Annotated in this window: 13 protein-coding genes; 4 read left to right on the top strand and 9 right to left on the bottom strand. The window is 37.1% G+C overall.

Annotation, left to right across the window (positions count from 1 at the left end; genetic code table 11):
- Positions 1-68: 68 nt before the first annotated feature.
- Positions 69-2363, top strand: a complete 2295-nt coding sequence (locus tag LUD75_RS14840) for a GH92 family glycosyl hydrolase (RefSeq protein WP_232706603.1) — start codon at positions 69-71, stop codon at positions 2361-2363.
- A 77-nt stretch (positions 2364-2440) separates the two neighbouring features.
- The gene (locus LUD75_RS14835) at positions 2441-2923 is read left to right on the top strand and encodes a histidine phosphatase family protein (RefSeq protein WP_232706602.1); all 483 of its coding nucleotides are present in this window, start codon (positions 2441-2443) and stop codon (positions 2921-2923) included.
- A 95-nt stretch (positions 2924-3018) separates the two neighbouring features.
- Here LUD75_RS14835 and LUD75_RS14830 read toward each other — a convergent pair whose 3' ends face one another.
- The 5 genes from LUD75_RS14830 to queG all read right to left on the bottom strand — a co-directional run bounded on the left by LUD75_RS14830 (position 3019) and on the right by queG (position 11867).
- The gene (locus LUD75_RS14830) at positions 3019-5472 is read right to left on the bottom strand and encodes a hypothetical protein (RefSeq protein ID WP_232706601.1); all 2454 of its coding nucleotides are present in this window, start codon (positions 5470-5472) and stop codon (positions 3019-3021) included.
- A 184-nt stretch (positions 5473-5656) separates the two neighbouring features.
- Complete coding sequence (gene alaS / locus LUD75_RS14825; RefSeq protein ID WP_232706600.1) at positions 5657-8260, bottom strand: alanine--tRNA ligase; 2604 nt, start codon at positions 8258-8260, stop codon at positions 5657-5659.
- Between the two features lie 123 nt (positions 8261-8383).
- The gene (locus tag LUD75_RS14820; protein ID WP_232706598.1) at positions 8384-9976 is read right to left on the bottom strand and encodes a T9SS type A sorting domain-containing protein; all 1593 of its coding nucleotides are present in this window, start codon (positions 9974-9976) and stop codon (positions 8384-8386) included.
- 53 nt (positions 9977-10029) lie between these two features.
- A complete protein-coding gene (locus LUD75_RS14815; protein WP_232706597.1) occupies positions 10030-10710 on the bottom strand; it encodes a TIGR02117 family protein in 681 nt (226 codons plus the stop codon).
- A gap of 233 nt (positions 10711-10943) precedes the next feature.
- On the bottom strand, positions 10944-11867 hold the full coding sequence (gene queG, locus LUD75_RS14810; protein WP_232706596.1) for a tRNA epoxyqueuosine(34) reductase QueG: 924 nt from the start codon (positions 11865-11867) through the stop codon (positions 10944-10946).
- 113 nt (positions 11868-11980) lie between these two features.
- Here queG and LUD75_RS14805 point away from each other — a divergent pair, with 113 nt between their 5' ends.
- Positions 11981-12268 carry a rhodanese-like domain-containing protein gene (locus LUD75_RS14805; protein ID WP_232706595.1) on the top strand — a complete coding sequence of 96 codons (288 nt, stop codon included), beginning with the start codon at positions 11981-11983 and terminating at the stop codon, positions 12266-12268.
- Positions 12269-12327: 59 nt separating this feature from the next.
- Here LUD75_RS14805 and LUD75_RS14800 read toward each other — a convergent pair whose 3' ends face one another.
- Positions 12328-12492, bottom strand: a complete 165-nt coding sequence (locus tag LUD75_RS14800) for a phosphatidate cytidylyltransferase (RefSeq protein WP_232706594.1) — start codon at positions 12490-12492, stop codon at positions 12328-12330.
- A gap of 129 nt (positions 12493-12621) precedes the next feature.
- A complete protein-coding gene (locus LUD75_RS19150) occupies positions 12622-12747 on the bottom strand; it encodes a hypothetical protein (RefSeq protein WP_262908217.1) in 126 nt (41 codons plus the stop codon).
- Positions 12748-12864: 117 nt separating this feature from the next.
- Here LUD75_RS19150 and LUD75_RS14795 point away from each other — a divergent pair, with 117 nt between their 5' ends.
- The gene (locus tag LUD75_RS14795) at positions 12865-13065 is read left to right on the top strand and encodes a YqaE/Pmp3 family membrane protein (RefSeq protein ID WP_232706593.1); all 201 of its coding nucleotides are present in this window, start codon (positions 12865-12867) and stop codon (positions 13063-13065) included.
- Between the two features lie 106 nt (positions 13066-13171).
- Here LUD75_RS14795 and LUD75_RS14790 read toward each other — a convergent pair whose 3' ends face one another.
- A complete protein-coding gene (locus tag LUD75_RS14790) occupies positions 13172-14584 on the bottom strand; it encodes a T9SS type A sorting domain-containing protein (RefSeq protein WP_232706592.1) in 1413 nt (470 codons plus the stop codon).
- Positions 14585-14605: 21 nt separating this feature from the next.
- The gene (locus LUD75_RS14785) at positions 14606-17518 is read right to left on the bottom strand and encodes a M16 family metallopeptidase (protein WP_232706591.1); all 2913 of its coding nucleotides are present in this window, start codon (positions 17516-17518) and stop codon (positions 14606-14608) included.
- Positions 17519-17584: the final 66 nt, after the last annotated feature.

Here is a 17584-nt window from a genome sequence, read left to right as displayed (position 1 = left end):
AAAAAAAATAATTTAAATTCAGTATTTTTTGTTCATAAAGCTTTATTTTTGATATAAATAAATTGTGAATGAAAGGCCTAAAACTATTCCTGCTCTGCTCTATTGTTTCCATTGGTATCAAATCTCAGGAAATTAACAATTGGATTAAAAGTCCTGTAGATTACGTGAATCCTTTGATGGGAACGCAGTCTTCTTACGAATTATCCAACGGAAATACTTATCCAATAATAGGATTACCTTGGGGAATGAATTACTGGACGCCGCAAACCGGAAAAAACGGAAACGGCTGGCAATATACTTATGATGCCAAGAAAATTCAGGGATTCAAACAGACGCATCAGCCTTCGCCTTGGATGAATGATTACGGCCAGTTTTCCATCCTTCCGATGGTTGGTAAACCGGAAATAGATCAGGAAAAAAGAGCAAGCTGGTTTTCTCACAAAGCAGAAGAAGTAATGCCTTATTTTTACAAAGTCTATCTGGCAGATTATGATGTATGGACAGAAATTGCCCCTACGGAACGTGCTGCAATTATGCGTTTTACATTTCCGGAAACCAATCAGGCTCAGGTACTTTTAGATGCTTTTGATAAAGGTTCTTATGTTAAAATTATTCCAGCAGAGAGAAAAATAATTGGCTACTCCACAAGATATGCAAGAGGCAAAATGGAGAATTTTAAAAATTATTTTGTTCTTCAGTTTGATAAGGATTTTATCAATCAAAATGTCTGGAACGACAAAGAAATTTTAAATTCAAATATAGAAATCAAAGCCGATCACGTTGGTGCCTTAGTCAAATTTCCTCAGTTGAAAAAAGGTGAGCAAATCACTTTAAAGGTTGCTTCTTCCTTCATAAGTGCTGATCAGGCAGAACTTAATCTGAATGAAGTCAAAGGCAAAACATTTGATCAGGTAAAAAATGAAGGAAAGGAAATCTGGAATAAGACTTTAAATAAAATCGAAATCAAAGGCGCAACTGTTGATCAAGCCAGAACTTTTTACAGCTGTCTGTATCGCAGTGTCCTTTTCCCACAAAGGCTTTATGAGAAAGATAAATCTGGAAATATCCAACATTATAGTCCTTACAATGGCAAAGTAATGCCGGGATATTTATACGGTGGAACTGGATTTTGGGATACATTTCGTGCACTCTACCCGCTTCTGAATTTGGTTTATCCTTCAGTGAATGTAGAGATGCAGAAAGGTTTGATTTCCGCTTATCAGGAAGGCGGATTTCTGCCGGAATGGAGCAGTCCGGGTTACGCGGATATTATGGTTGGGAACAATTCCGCGTCTGTAGTATCCGAAGCATATCTCAAAGGTTTACGAGGGTATGATGCTGAGATTCTCTGGCAGGCTTTAAAACACGGCGCAAATAACGAAGGTCCAATAAGTGCTGTAGGAAGAAAAGGTGTTGAGGATTATAATAAACTTGGTTATGTGCCGACTGACACGGGAATAGACGAAAGTGCCGCCAGAACGTTGGAATATGCGTACGATGATTACGCAATCTATGAATTTGGAAAGGCGCTGAAAAAATCCGAAACCGAGCTTCAGCCGTACAAAGAAAGAGCGATGAACTACAAAAAGCTCTTTGACCCGAAGTATAATCTGATGCGGGGCAAAAAGAAAAACGGCGAATTTCAGGATAATTTTGATCCTTTTGAATGGGGAAATGCTTTCACAGAAGGCAACAGCTGGCACTACACGTGGAGCGTTTTTCAGGACATCAATGGACTCAAAGAATTGATGGGCGGCAAACAAAACTTCGCAAAAATGCTGGATTCAGTTTTTGTAATGCCACCGACTTTCAACACCAATTACTATAAAGAGGTGATCCACGAGATGCGCGAAATGCAAATTGTAGGAATGGGTCAATATGCCCACGGAAACCAGCCAATTCAACATATGTTGTATCTTTACAATTATGCCGGCCAACCGTGGAAATCGCAATATTGGGTAAGACAGGCGATGGATAAACTGTACAAACCCACGCCAGACGGTTATTGTGGCGATGAAGACAACGGACAAACTTCAGCCTGGTATGTTTTCTCAGCTTTAGGTTTTTATCCTGTGACGCCTGCAAGCACGCAATACGTTTTGGGTGCACCACTTTTCAAATCAATCAAAATTAATTTAGAAAATGGTAAATCGATTTTGATTGATGCACCAAAAAATTCAAATTCAAATATTTATATCGATCGAATGAAATTCAACGGAAAAGATCATTCTGAAAACTGGATCGATCATTTTGAACTGTTAAAAGGTGCAAAATTAAGGTTTGATATGACGAACAAGCCTAACCAAAAAAGAGGTACGGAAGATGCCGATGCGCCCTTTTCCATAAGCACTTATGAGAAATAGCATATAAAAAATTATTTGATAAAAGATATTAACTGATTTTTTTTTACTAATTTTAATTTATTATTAATCATTTGTTAATGAAGACACTACTACTCGTGAGACACGCCAAGAGTGATTGGCCTGTAGATGTTGAAGATTTTGACCGCCCGCTCAATGAGCTGGGAATGATCAACGCACCCAAAATGGCACTTTTACTAAAGGACAAATCAGTGGATATTGACACCTTCATTTCAAGTCCTGCTAAGCGTGCATTGGAGACGTGTAAATTATTTTCAGAGGTTTATGAAAAAGAATATTCAGTCGATGCATCGCTTTACAATCCCAAAGAACGTAATTTTGAAAATCTGATCATAGGACTGGAAAACTCAGTCAATTCAGTGATTTTGTTTTCGCACAACAATGGGATTTCGAATTTTGCCAATTCTTTGACAGACGAAATCGTAAACCTTCCGACTTCCGGCGTTGTTGGCTATCAAATTGATTGCGATAACTGGAGCGATTTTGTGAATGCTAAAAAAGAATTTTTATATTTCTATTCGCCTAAGAATTTTGCGAAATAGATTCGAAATTTAAATTTATAAAACAGAAAACTTTCAATATTTTGGGAGTTTTCTGTTTTACATAATGTTACAAATTGATCATTTTAATATTTAAATCAAAATACACTAAATCTAAGTCTAATTCCAAAATTATCCTTAAATCTAGACGTCTGATAATATCCTAATCGATAAGAGAATCCAACGCCAAAACTTCTGCCCAGAAACTGATTCCAAATCAAACCAACTTCCTGATAATAATGATCTAAAGCCCGAAATTCAAACTGATGGTCTGTTCTGTGTTTGAAAGTACCAATCGCCGACTGATATTCCAAATCAATACTGGAATATCTTTTTCCTAAAGTTTTAAATCTGAAAGGTAAATTCTGTGAAATTCTGAAAGCAGCAAATTGATCTGCGAAAAATGTCCCGGCAGGCATTGTTGCAAATCCCAAATTGGATGGTGTATTGATATTTGAATCCCAACTTTCCGGATTTCTATCATTCTGACCCGCAATTTCAAAGTTTTTCCAGATTGGTGCACTTCCGGAAGACAAGCCTCCAAAAAGTTTCAAATTGGTAACTCCTAATTTCGTTCTGAATTGATGGATAATCAAGGCATCAAATCTTTGATAATTCAAATCTCCACCAAGAGCATCAACACCTTTTTCGAAGTTCATAAATATTTGTGGAAAGCCTTTTTCAAAGGTGTATTTTCCGCTCGGCGTCATAATATTTTTGTCATTCGGAGAGTATTTCAAAGATAAAATGGCATTTACATTGTCAAAACCGTTTCCCATATTTTTATATTGATAATCGAAAAGAGCATTCTGTTTCTCCTTATTTACCGCTATTTTCACGCTTAGTGAATTGGACAGATCATAAAGAAACGAAGCTCCGAATTTTTGGCTTTTATAAAAATTAGCATTGTACCAGTCCAGATTGAGATCAGAAAACTTCATCGTCATATCCCACATATGATTGCTGAATCTGCCAGCAGCAAAGACATCATCCAAATAATCAATACGCAAAACGGAGGTTCTTTTTTCAGATAGTTTGACATCAAGTCCAAATCCGTATTTCCAATTGTGATCTTTGAAACCATAACCAAAGTAGCCATCCGGAGAAAATGTTTTATTAAATTTTTCATTAAGTTTCAAACCTGCGCCCAATCTGAGACCTTGGTATTTGTCATAACTTATAAATTTTGTCACATCAAAATCGATCATTTTGTAACGCAGATTTCCTCTCAGCAGCTGCGTCAGAAAACCAAGTTTCTTTTCGAAATCGTGCTTTTCTACAAAGCTGTCAATTTTTATGTAAGTTGCGCTTTCCCTTGCTGTTAGACTGTCGGTTCTGTACTGCTGAAGCTGGTTTCCATCAGAATTTTTCAGTTCTAAAGAGTAACCTTTGAACGCCGTTGCTTTCTGTTCTTCATTCAATTTAAAATCGAAAAACCGGTTTTTGACATACAGATAATTTCCAAAAACTTTTTCATTGTATTTTTGTTTTTCTCCGGCTTTCACGCTGTCTTTTTTTGATGTTTTGAAGCTTTGATCGCCCATTTTCAACCTAATCTCTTCATAATCAAGAAACCACTTATTGCCGATAGGTTTCCAGACAGAAACGATGTTGCCCTGACCTTGTTTTTTACTGATGCTTTCAAACTTTTTCAATGCAAAACTTTCTGCATCCACATAGATCTTCCCATTAAACTTTCTTGGATTCTGTTTTTTTTTATCCGTAATTTCCTTGAATTTTATAACATAAGTTTTTCTCCCATCAATTTCTAAAGTATCTGAAAGATAATAATGAAAGAGATTTCTGTTTTCAAATCTTAGCTGTCGCGGCGTGCGGTTGAGATTAGAAATATTAATTGCGAGTGCCTCATAAATTGGATTTTTGAAACCGGACATTCTGTTATCAATAACATTGATTTTTTCACCGAATTTTTTGGAATATTTGTATTCTGTCGCCTTTTCCCAAAGAAACATCTGACTCACCAAAGTGGCATCCAACAAATCCTCGTTGATGAGAGAATCCTTTTTTTCGCTGTCTTTTTGTTTGAATTCTTTGTTCTCAACTTTTGAAAGTGAATCTTTTCTGCTTGCGATAAAATTTTTATAAGTGTCAACAGAATCTTTATCTACGTCAATAGAAAATTTGGAATAGGATTTAAAATCATAAGAATCAAGCGATTTTGGAGCGTTTTCTTTTTCTCTTTTATTGAGTTCGTCCAGAATTTTCAAAGCTTTGGGATCGCTCTTGTCCGTGATTACAACTCTGTCGATATTACTCGATTTTTCTGAAAGCAGATGCATTCTTACATCCATAGATTTCGTGACATCTACCGTAATATCTTCGAAATTGCTCGCCAGAATTTCAACTTTTTTACATTTTGTTTTAAAAGTTAAAATGCCTTCGTAATTTGTTTTTCCGAGAAGATTATCATCACAGTATACGGATGCGTTTTCAATAGGCTGTTTGTTAGCTTTGTTCAAAACCTTCACTTGACTTTGCCCGAAAAGTAAAACAGTGAAAAATAATGTAACAAGAAGTAGAAATTTAGTCATATAGTTTTTTTTTATGAAACAAAACTATTGATTAGAAAGTTACAAAACCATACGTGAAAATATAATGTTTTGTTAAAACAAAAATCAGCTGTATCGTGCTTCGATACAGCTGATTGTAAGTTTTTTAATCTCCAAATAATGAGAAGATAAAAGTTTATTTAAGAAATTTTTATATTATGAATTTTTAAATTTCCAAAGCTTTTTGATAAGCATTTTCGATCCCAGCCAGATTTTTTCCGCCAGCTGTAGCAAATCCTGGATTTCCGCCGCCACCGCCTTGGATTTCTTTTGCTAAATCTTTTATGATATTTCCAGCGTGATAAGTTGCTTCTAAATCTGAGGAAACTCCAACAGTAATCATTGGTTTCTCACCAGCATCAGAGATGATGATGATGACAGAATTTGGGGTTTCTTTTTTCAGTTGAAAAACGATATCTTTCACAGAACCTGCGTCCAGAGATGTTTTCTTAACCAATAATTTCTTTCCGTTTTTATCTTCGAAATCATTTTTCCAGTTTTGGATCTCGCCTTTTGCTTTTTCTTTTTTGAATGAATCGATTTCGGATTTCAAAGCTGAATTTTCCTCCAACAATTTTTCAATTGATTTGATCAGATCTTTTGATTTTAACAATTGTGAGATCTCAGAAACCTGAGTTTCCAAATTCTTGAAATATTCATCAGACTTTTCTCCGGAAATTGCTTCAATCCTTCTGATTCCTGCCGCAGTTGAACTTTCCGAAGTTAATTTGAAATGTCCAATTTCGCTCGTAGTTTTCACGTGCGTTCCACCACATAATTCTTTCGAACTTCCAAACTGGATCATCCTTACATTATCACCATATTTCTCTCCGAAAAGTGCCATTGCACCTTTGTCCAAAGCTTCTTGAATCGGAATATTTCTGAACTCTTGAAGCGCTAAATTTTCTTTGATCTTCGCATTCACTTTCTCCTCAACCAAAGCCAATTCTTCCTCGGTCATTTTACTGAAATGTGAAAAATCGAATCTCAAATAATCCGGACCAACATAAGAACCTTTTTGCTCCACGTGCGTTCCAAGAACTTCTCTCAAAGCTTCGTGCAACAAGTGCGTTGCAGAGTGATTGGCCTGAGAATTCTTTCTGTCAGCAACATTCACTTTTGCGTAGAAAATTGCGCCTGCATCTTTCGGAAGTCCATTAATTAAAGAAATGATCAATCCGTTTTCTTTTTTAGTTTCTAAAACTTCGAAGCTCTCGGTTGCATTTTCGATAACGCCTTTGTCACCAACTTGTCCGCCACCTTCAGGATAGAAAGGCGAATTACTCAAAACGATTTGATAAAACTCGCCGTCTTTGTTTTCTATTTTTCTATATCTTGTAATGTAAGTTTCGGATTCCAAAACATCGTAACCAACGAAGGTTTCCGGCTTTTCTTCCAAAACAACCCAATCGTAAACTTTTGCCGCCGAATCTTTTTTCGAACGTTGTTTTTGTTTTGCCATTTCCGCTTCGAAACCAGCTTCGTCAATCGTTAAGCCTTTTTCCTCAGCGATAATTCTCGTTAGATCATCAGGGAAACCATAAGTATCGTACAATTCAAAAACTTCTTCGCTTGGCAATACTTTTTGACCGCTAGCAATTGTTTGCTGAATTAATTTCTCAACTCGGATCAAGCCGTTTTCAATAGTTTTAAGGAAAGATTCCTCTTCGCTTTTGATGACTTCTGTAACTAGAGTTCCTTGCTTCTGAAGCTCAGGGAAAAATGCGCCCATCTGATTTTGAAGTACAGCTACCAATTCGAAAAGGAAAGGTTCTTTTCTGTCCAAAAATCTGTAAGCATAAGAAATTCCTCTTCTCAAAATTCTTCTTATCACGTAACCTGCGCCACCGTTGGAAGGCAATTGCCCGTCAGCAATCGCAAACGAAACCGCACGGATGTGATCCACAACCACACGAATGGCAATATCTTTTTCGTCCGTTAAAATTCCTGTATATTTTTTCCCCGAAAGATCTTCAACCTTAGCGATCAAAGGTGTGAAAACATCGGTGTCATAATTGGATTCTTTTTGTTGAAGTGCCATACAAAGACGCTCAAATCCCATTCCTGTATCAATGTGTTTCGCAGGCAAATTTTCCAAACTCCCGTCTGCTTTTCTGTTGAATTGCATAAAAACGAGATTCCAGATTTCCACAACTTGAGGATGATCATTGTTCACCAATTCCAATCCGGAGACTTTCGCTTTTTCTTCTGGTGTTCTCAAGTCAACGTGAATCTCCGAACAAGGTCCACAAGGTCCGCTCGCTCCCATTTCCCAGAAATTATCTTTCTTATTTCCATTGATGATTCTATCTTCGGAAATGAATTGTTTCCAAAGATCGTAAGCTTCAGTATCACGTTCAAGATTTTCTTTTTCGTCACCTTCAAAGATTGTTACGTAAAGATTTTCTTTTGGGATTTTATAAACTTCTGTCAACAGTTCCCAAGCCCAGGTAATCGCTTCTTTTTTGAAATAATCCCCAAAACTCCAGTTTCCCAACATCTCGAACATCGTGTGGTGATAGGTATCACGACCAACATCGTCCAAGTCATTGTGTTTTCCGGAAACTCTGAGACATTTTTGCGTGTCGGCAATTCTGGAAGATTTTGGTTCTTTATATCCTAAAAAATAATCCTTGAACTGTGTCATTCCGGAATTGGAAAACATCAGCGTCGGGTCATCTTTCAAAACAATTGGTGCAGAAGGAACGATCAAATGTTCTTTGCTTTTGAAAAAATCTAAAAATTGCTGTCTTATTTCTTGTGAAGTCATAGTTTGGGCTTTTGGCTAACAGCTTTTTGCTGTTGGCTTTTTGGTTGGCAAATTTAATGAAATTATGTGATTTGGGGAATGTTTTTTCTGTCTTGGAATGTGAATTTTGAAATGATCAAGATATTATTGTTTTAGTAATTTAAAAGTTTTGATTGCGGTTTTTCCTTCCACTAATTTTAGAAGATACATGCCTTTTGTTTTCCCAGACAAATCAACTTTATTCGTTTTGTTTCCAAATTTTCCTTTAGAAATCAATGAACCAGTGGAAGAAAATAGTTCAAACTTGAGATCATTTTTCACACTATCAAAATCAATTATAAAAATATCCTTGGATGGATTAGGATAAACTCGGATATTATTTGATACTGTACTTTCTGAATTTCCTAGATTCAGTACCGGAAAGTTGTCTAAAATCAATACTCCTGAGTTTATTGGATCCAACCAGTCTTTTAGCTGTGCATCCAAAGTTCCGCCGCCATCCCAAGAAACATCCAATCGTCCGTACTGATAGTAACCACTTTGATATGTAGTCCCATTACAGAAGCTAGCTCCACAGCAAAGCTGACCGATAATCTTCCCATTACTATTATATAAAGGTGAGCCGGAAGAACCTGCTTCTGCGGAACCCATTTCCCAATTATTAAACGTCCACATATTGCCTTCTAAAGTAGGGTTTCCACCTCTACTCACCTTCATAATGTCTCCTGCAGGATGATGTATTCCGAAAATCCAGGGAGAAATATCTTTTGTTCTGTCCCAACCTGACCAAACCGTCTCCCAATTTTCCGGAATTTCTGAATTTATTTCTACAAGACAAAAATCGGTACTTTCTCTTTTAGCCTTTAAAGTTGCACCACTGATCGTATGGTAATCAGTATTACTCACACTATCTTCTGTAGTTCCACACACGGTGTTTGTACTTATCCAATTAAATCTGAAAGCCCACGTTGTAGGATCGGAATAGCAGTGATTGGCCGTTAAAAAATATGGTTTTTTATCATTTGCAGTGTTATTTATCAATGCTCCAGAACACATTGCTGCTCCATCTACCAAAACTAAACCGATTGATTTTTTCAAAACATTTTTCAAGGGATCTGCATCATTTCCGATTGAGCAATTTACATCAATATTACAGTCAGAAGATGCATTTAAATTACCACCGGAACGATAGCCGTGTGTTATATTTTTAATTGTGAATGAACCTTTTCCCGCTTGAGATGCGGGCTCGAAATATTCTATATAAACATCATCTCCTTTTACAAGCCAAGTTCCTAATGTTTTACTCGTGTTATTCTGGATGAAGGTGTAAGCGCCTAAAAGATCGGTTCCATCATCATTATATAGAAATAGTTTTGCTCCTATCGGAATGAAAAAATCTTTAAGAATAAAGTTCATACTTACCGCGCCAACAGAAGAAAAACGAATTCTCCAAATCCTGTCCCCATTAGCTAAATTTTCCCATACGCCGGAATTTTGAAGACTGTAATTTACCTCAAATTTGTGCCCGAATCTAAATGGAATTTCTGTGTTTTTATCATTTAACTGATCTTCATTTTGAATCAATTTTAAATCAAAAGAAGGGAGATTAATTGGTTTTGGTTTCTGAATATTTTTTAATTCCCAGCTTTTTGGCTTTCCTTCATTAGTGACTTGCGATTGAAACTGCGTAAAAGTCAAGAGATACAGTGCTAGTGTCAGGATAGAGTTTAACTTCATAGTTTATTAGGTTATTATAAAACTATAACGTTTAAAATCTTTTCTTTATTTCACTAATTTTTATAATGTCTGAAAATCCCAAAATCCGTAGGCGTCCAAAATGCGGCCTTTTGTCCAGCTACTTTTAGTCCGTCATTTGCCCAAGTGTTACAAGTGTAGGTGAAGTTGTAACTGCCTTTTGCATCGTAGAAGGCATCATTGTTTCCGTACACGGCATCGGTTTTTATGAATTGATAATTGCCGGAAGCATCTTTGTCGAATTTGTCATCAATGAAGTTGATTAAAGCCTGATATTGTTTCTCGGTCAGCATTATCTTTTTGCAGTCTTCTCCGATCTTCATTTCATTGTAATAAGTGCAATGCATTGCAGATTCACTGAGCCAGAATGCAGCTTTGAAGGCTGTTGAGAATTTGAGATCAGCCCAGGTTGGCGTGTTGAGATAAAATCCCTTATCGCCCCATCCAAACGAGATGAATTTGAAGTTGTCCTGTTTAGATTTTGTATTGCTGTATGGTAATTTGGTACTCCAATCTATAAAGTCAGTCTTTACAGGAACCACCAGATCAGTATGGACGCCATTGGTCAGGATGTAGGCTTCGATGACTTTTGGGTCGTCTGTTTTCTCTGCGGATACAGGAATTAATGGAAGTAAAAGTCCAAGAATAATATACAAAAAAACGGCTCCGAGTATGAAGCCGATTATCTTTAAGGTTAGAAATAATGTTTTTTTCATCTTATTGGGTTTCCCGAATCGTGCGAACTATAAAGGTAATAAAATTATTGAAACAAAATCAAGATGTTAATTTTTTTTAATAATTCTTGCTTTTATAGAATTTTATTTTGAAATTTAATAGCGAAAAATCATCAAAATATGCCGAAAAATCGCCAATCCAACAAAAGACAAAAAATCAGAGTAAAAGTTGCCCCGAAAAGAGTTCAGAAAAGAAAATGATTTTAAAAGAAATCTTATTCTGAGAGAAAATCCAGATTTCTTTTCAAGCCAGAAAACTTAGTTCTCTTCACCGCAGACTTTTTGAAAACCGAGGAAAATATTTCTTGGGTAATGTCCTTCCACTCTTGTTTTGTGAAGTTCTTGATCTCAGAGTTCGGTCGGAATTTCTCTTCCAGAGTTGGTGCAGAAAACCTGTTCCACGGACAGACATCCTGACAAATGTCGCAGCCAAACATCCAGTCTTCCATTTTATCCTTGAAGAAATCCGGGATCTGATCCTTCAACTCTATGGTGGCATAAGAAATACATTTGCTGCCGTCTATAATTTTATCAGAAACAATCGCCTGAGTCGGACAGGCATCAATACATTTGGTGCAGCTTCCGCAGTGATCTGTGACTTCAAAATCCTCAATTAAATCCAAATCACAAATGATCTCTGCCAAGAAATAAAATGAACCATTTTTCTTTGTAATCAGATTAGAATTTTTCCCAACCCAGCCAATTCCAGATTTTTTCGCCCAGGCTTTTTCCAAAACCGGCGCCGAATCTACAAAAACACGGAACGCAAACTCCCCTATTTCCTCCTGAAGTTCCGCAACCAATGTTCTCAGTTTGTCCTTGATCACATCGTGGTAATCTTCGCCGTAAGCATATTTTGCCAATTTGAAATTAGGATTGTCCTGAAGTTCTTCCGGAAAATAATTATAACTGAGAGAAATGATAGATTTTGAACCTTCAACCAATAATCTTGGATCCAGCCGTTTATCAAAATGATTTTCCATATAGCGCATCTCGCCGTGGAAATTATTTTTGAGCCATTGTTCCAACCTTGGCGCTTCCTCTTCCAGAAAATCAGCTTTGGAAATACCGCAGGACTGAAACCCAAATGCCAATGCTTTGGATTTAATCAAATTGCTGTATTTCTCTTTGATGCTCATTTAGAGCACAAAATTAATGTTTTAAAATTAGATATTTTTTAACGTGAAGTATGGAATATTTTAAAGATTTATATTGTAGTTTTGTTACCATTAAAATGTAAAAAATCAAAATTATGGCAATAGAAGACGTATTAAGAGCCGGAAATTATCACCTGATTGATGTTCGCGAACCGTTGGAACTGGAAATGGACGGACATATCGAGGAAGCTCAAAATATCCCATTGGGTGAATTGGAAGACAGAAAACAGGAAGTTACTAACCTGAGCGGTACTAAGATTTTCTTCTGCAGATCGGGAAACAGATCTGGGAAAGCGACAGAATATTTTAAATCAGAAGGATTGACCGATGTTTACAACGGCGGTGGCTATGTAGATTTGAAAGAAGTTTTGGATAATCTTTAGAAACAGACTTTCTATAAAAGTAAAATCGTCCTGAAATCTAAATTTCAGGACGATTTTTTTTAGTTTTTACCCCTTGATAATAACCATAATACCAAAGCGACTATACCGACTACGACGATGATTCCCCACCACATACCGGCTTTGAAAATGGTTTCGACTGCCTCACAGCTCGTCAACATTCCTGCTAATAAAAACAATGGAATGAAATTCATATATTTTTTCATAGTAATAAAATTTTTGAGTTAAATTCAAATGCTGCGCCAAAACTTAATTAAACAATGATAAATGCTTATTTTTATCAAATCAATAATGAATCTTGAACATCAAAAAAGCCACCTGATCCGGTGGCTTTCTTATGCTTTTGCAACTGCTTTTTCTTCAGATTTTCTGGCTTGTCTCTCTTCGAATTTCTTCACGACATATCCAATGATAAAAGGCGCTGCATAAGTTAAAATGGTTTTAATCAGTCTTGGGTTCATAATTTTAAATTTCCGAGAAAGTTGCAAGAAGTGCGCCATTTTGGAAATTGATTCATACGAACCGAACATTCTGATTTTAAATCGAAATTATTTATCTTGCTACAAATTTGTAAACCTATGTTACTAGCCATTATATTTCCATTTCTATCATTCTTCTTCCGGGGAAAAATCATTACTGCTGTTATCTGTTTTATTTTGCAGATTACCGTTTTGGGCTGGCTTCCTGCTGCAATCTGGGCTGCAATGTCTTTGAGTAATGAGAGAGCTGAGAAACGAAATGAGAAGTTGATTCGGGCTGTTAAAGAAAATAGGAATTAACGAGTAAAGTTAATAGTGAACGGAAAGGCTAATGTAAGACCAAATCAAAAGAATAAAAAAGGATGAGCCCTCGCCCATCCTTTTTTATTTAAAGTCTTAATATCTTCTAGTCTTTAATAAATTTAAAACTTTTGATTCCCTTATCTGTTTCAACTTTCAGAATATAGTTTCCCTTGAGTAATCCTTTCACATTAATTTTTGTGAGCGCTCTTGAAGACATTACCTGATTGCCAATCATATCATAAATCGTGATATTCTTGATCTCAGAATCTCTGGTATTGATATTTATGATATCCGTTGCGGGATTTGGATAGATAGAAATTTTAGTTCCATTCGCATTTTCTACAGACAAATCATCTCCCAATAGCAATCTAGCAATTCGGTTTCTTGTGACACCATTATAGCTATCAAAATTACCTCCAATCAAAATTTTTGAATCTGACTGAAGCACTATCGAATTCACGGTAGCATTACTTACGCCCGTTCCTGAATTGAAGCTCGTATCCAAGCTACCATCGGCATTCAATCTTAAAATACTGCTTGTGATTATTCCATTATATTTAGTTATATATCCGCCAACCAAAATTTTCCCATTTGTTTGTAAAACAATACTTTCAATATGATTGTTGGGTGTAATACTATTGCCATTTGTAAAAGTATTATCAATTGTTCCGTCCTGATTCAGTCTGGCAATTCGGTTTCTTGGATTGCCATCGTAAGAAGTAAGTTGACCACTGATCAAAATTTTGCCGTCTGGCTGGATGATAATCTTGGATATAGAATCATTTGTTCCCGATCCGGTTTCGAAGGTCGTATCAAGACTACCATCAGAATTTAGTCTGGCAATTCGTGTCGAGCTCATTCCATTGTAGGATGTAAAATCTCCACCAATTAATATCTTACCATCGGATTGCACAGCTAAGGCAGTAACTGCAGAGTCTACTCCAGTACCGATATTGAATGAATTATCAATACTTCCATCTGCATTTAATCTGACCAGATTATTTTTTACAACGCCATTGAAAGATGTAAAATATCCACCTATAAGAATTTTATTATCAGATTGTACCGCAATCGTAAAAATAACGTGATAATTCTGTGCACCTGTTTCGGGATTAAAAGTGGCATCAAGAGTACCATTTTCATTTAATCTTGCAATACCTCTTCTTGGAATCCCATCATAGGAAGTAAACTCTCCTCCTATTAAAATTTTACGATCTGTTTGTAATACAATACTATAAATTCTTGCAAAAAATTCTTCATTCACAGCTCCTGTGAGCGGATTGAAGCTTGAATCCAGACTTCCGTTTTCATTTAGTCTTGCAACTCCCCTTCTGGTAATGCCATTGTAATCAGTAAAAAATCCGCCAATTAAAATTTTATTGTCGGGCTGTAAGGCAAGTGATACGATACTCATATCTGGACCATTTCCGGGATCGAATGTCGTGTCTAAAGTACCAGCCTGAGCAGGAAGAATCAGAGATGACACTAAGCAAATTACTAAAAAGAAGTTTTTCATGGTTATAAGTTTTTTCTTTAATTAATATCCAAATATCTCCTCCAAACTCACTTCTGTAAAAGTTCCCATTTTATTAATGGAATCCATATTCAGGTTTTCTTTTTTCCCGATGATGGCTGTGTTGTAAGACAATGGCTTCACTTCGGTGTTGTAGAAACTGGTCAGTTCCGGTAATGTCAAGGTTTGGATTTCTGCATAAACATCTTTTCTTATGTCGTGGTCTACGCCTAATTTCTTAAGGGAAAGCTGGTTGTAGAAAATCGTGGTTCTGTTGATTCTGTTGGATGCAATCTGTTTCAAAGCTGAACCTTTGGCGTTCTCAAACTGAGCCGGGATTTGCGGCAATTCCACCATCAATTCGCTCATTGCAGCAACGGCTAATGGCAATTTGTTGGCTTGAGTTCCGATGTAGTTGGTCACATAATTCGGTTTGTTGATCTCCGTTGCATTCGCATAAGAAACGTACGCCGAATAAGCCAAAGACTTACTTTCTCTAATCTCCTGGAATACGATAGAAGATAATCCACGTCCAAAATACTCATTGAAAACGCTGGCCTTTCCGAAGTTTGCTAGGTTCACATTTCCGGCTTTTGCCACTTTGGACATTTCCATCTGCACCATATCGTAGCCTGTGAAATATACTTTTCCGTCAGTTGCCAGCTCTGTGTATTCCTTTGCTTTTGCAGGCTGAAGTTTTGTTGCAGAAATGTAAGGTTTCACCGCTTTTTCCAGACCTTTCTGATCTTCTCCGTAAAGGAAAACTTCGTAAGGATAATCGTTCAGCGTTTTGATTTTCGACATCAGTTCGTTGACGTTGATGCTCTGTAGACGCTCTTTCGAAATCACATCTGTCATACGGGACTCTTTCCCGTATTTGGCGTAATTCGTCAAAGCTGCCATAATTCTGGTTTTGTCTTTCTTCGCAACCTCTCTGGACTCCAAAATCGTTTTTACGGTTTGGTCGTAGATGGACTGGTCCGCTTTTACATTGTTGATCCAGTGGTTCATCAGCTCTACTCCTTTTTTCATATTGCTTTCAAGTCCGCTCAGGGCGATGATCATCTGATCATTCGTCGTTCTGAATTGATTCGTAATTCCCAGTTTGTAGAATTCTTCTTTCAGTTGTTCCGGAGTGTATTTATCCGTTCCAAGGTATTGAAGAACCGTTACGCCCAAAGCCAATTCTTTGTCATTATCAGTTCCAAAAGGAAACACATAATTGACCTGAGCCACTTCATTATATTTATTTTTAACGAAGCTTACTTTTTTATCTTTAATAGTTGACGTTGCGATTGCTGTATTAAAATCAATGAACTGAGGTTTGATGTCAGACGATTTTGCATTGATGATCTCTTTCAGGAACGGCGATTGTGCTTCTCTGTTAAGTTTGATTGGTGTGATACCCGGATTCTGAACACGAACTAATTTGTCGTTCACGCCTTTTTCCTTGTAAACCACCACATAATTATCCTTAAAGAAATCGTTGGCAAACTTCACCACATCAGCTTTGGAGATTGCTTCATAATTGTTGATCTCCGCCAACTCTTCTTCCCAGGTTCTTCCGTTAATGTAAGTTGAATATAAAGTCGTTGCCAATCCGTCAGCCGTTTCCCAGTTTTTCATTCGCTGAACTTTCATATCGTTCACAATGGCGTGTAGCATCCAATCCGGGAACTGTCCTTTCTTCACCAATTCGATTTGATCTAATAACAGTTTCTTCGCATCTTCAAAGCTTTGCCCGTCTTTTGGAACGACACTTAACACAAATGCACCGTAAGTTTTGAAAGCCGATTCGTAAGCGCCCGCTCCCAATGTTTTTTGTTTTTGATTGATGTTAAGATCGATCAAACCTGCGTCGCCGTTATTACTTAAAATTTCAGCCACAACATCCGCCAATCTCGCATCCTGCGTTCCGTAAGAATCTGTTCTCCAGGCTAAAGTCATTCTTGGCGTGGACGGACTTTTTACAGTTCTGGAAATCACGCTCGTCATTGGTTCTTCCGACACCATTTTCTTCATCGGTAGTTCTTTGTATTTGAAGGTTCCGAAGTATTGATCGACCATTTTGATGGTCTTATCAAAATCCAAGTCTCCAACTAGAACGACTGCCATATTATTAGGTACGTAATAAGTATCGAAATATTTGTGGATCGCCACCATAGACGGACTTTTCAGATGTTCCGAAGTTCCTATAGTCGTCTGCTGACCATTTGGATGTTTCGGGAAAAGCGCTTCCATCATTGCGTAATTTACAAGACGACCATCATTGTCCTGAGCACGGTTGAATTCCTCATAAACTGCTTCCAATTCAGTATGGAACAATCTCAAAACCAATTCTGAGAAACGTTCTTTCTCCACTTTCAGCCATTTCTCCAGTTCGTTGGATGGGATATTATTTTTGTAAACCGTTTCGTCCAGCCACGTGTGGGCATTAGTTCCTGTGGCGCCAAGAGATGAGATCGCCTTGTCATATTCGTTGGCGATTGCATATTTGGATGCTTCCTGAGAAACTTCGTCGATTTTTTTGTAAAGTGCTTTTTTCTTTTCCGGATCTTTTTCCGCTTTGTGCTGTTCGTAAAGATCTGAAATCTGCGTCAGCAACGCTTTTTCCTTTGCCCAATCCTGAGTTCCCAAATGAGAAGTCCCTTTGAAAACCATATGTTCCAGGTAGTGCGCCAATCCCGTATTGTCGCTTGGATCATTATTAGAACCGGTTTTTACCGGGATATAAGTCTGGATTCTAGGAGCGTCATCATTTTTTGCGAGATAGACTTTGAGTCCGTTTTTCAGGGTATAAACGCGTACGCCGGATTGGTCATTTTTTACGGTTTCGTAGGTGTAGCCCGCAGCGTCGGTTTTGGTTTGTGTTTCAAATTTCTGTGCCATTGCATTCATCATAAATAAGAGTGAAATTGAAATAAATAGTTTCTTCATACTATACTTTTATTTTTTCTGGAGCGTAATTTACGCAACATTTTATTAGTTGCCAATTGTTGGGGT

Source organism: Epilithonimonas sp. JDS (assembly GCF_021261315.1).
Classification (GTDB): Bacteria; Bacteroidota; Bacteroidia; order Flavobacteriales; family Weeksellaceae; genus Epilithonimonas.
The sequence above is the reverse complement of the archived record's forward strand: the minus strand, read 5'-3'. Positions and strand labels throughout refer to the sequence as shown.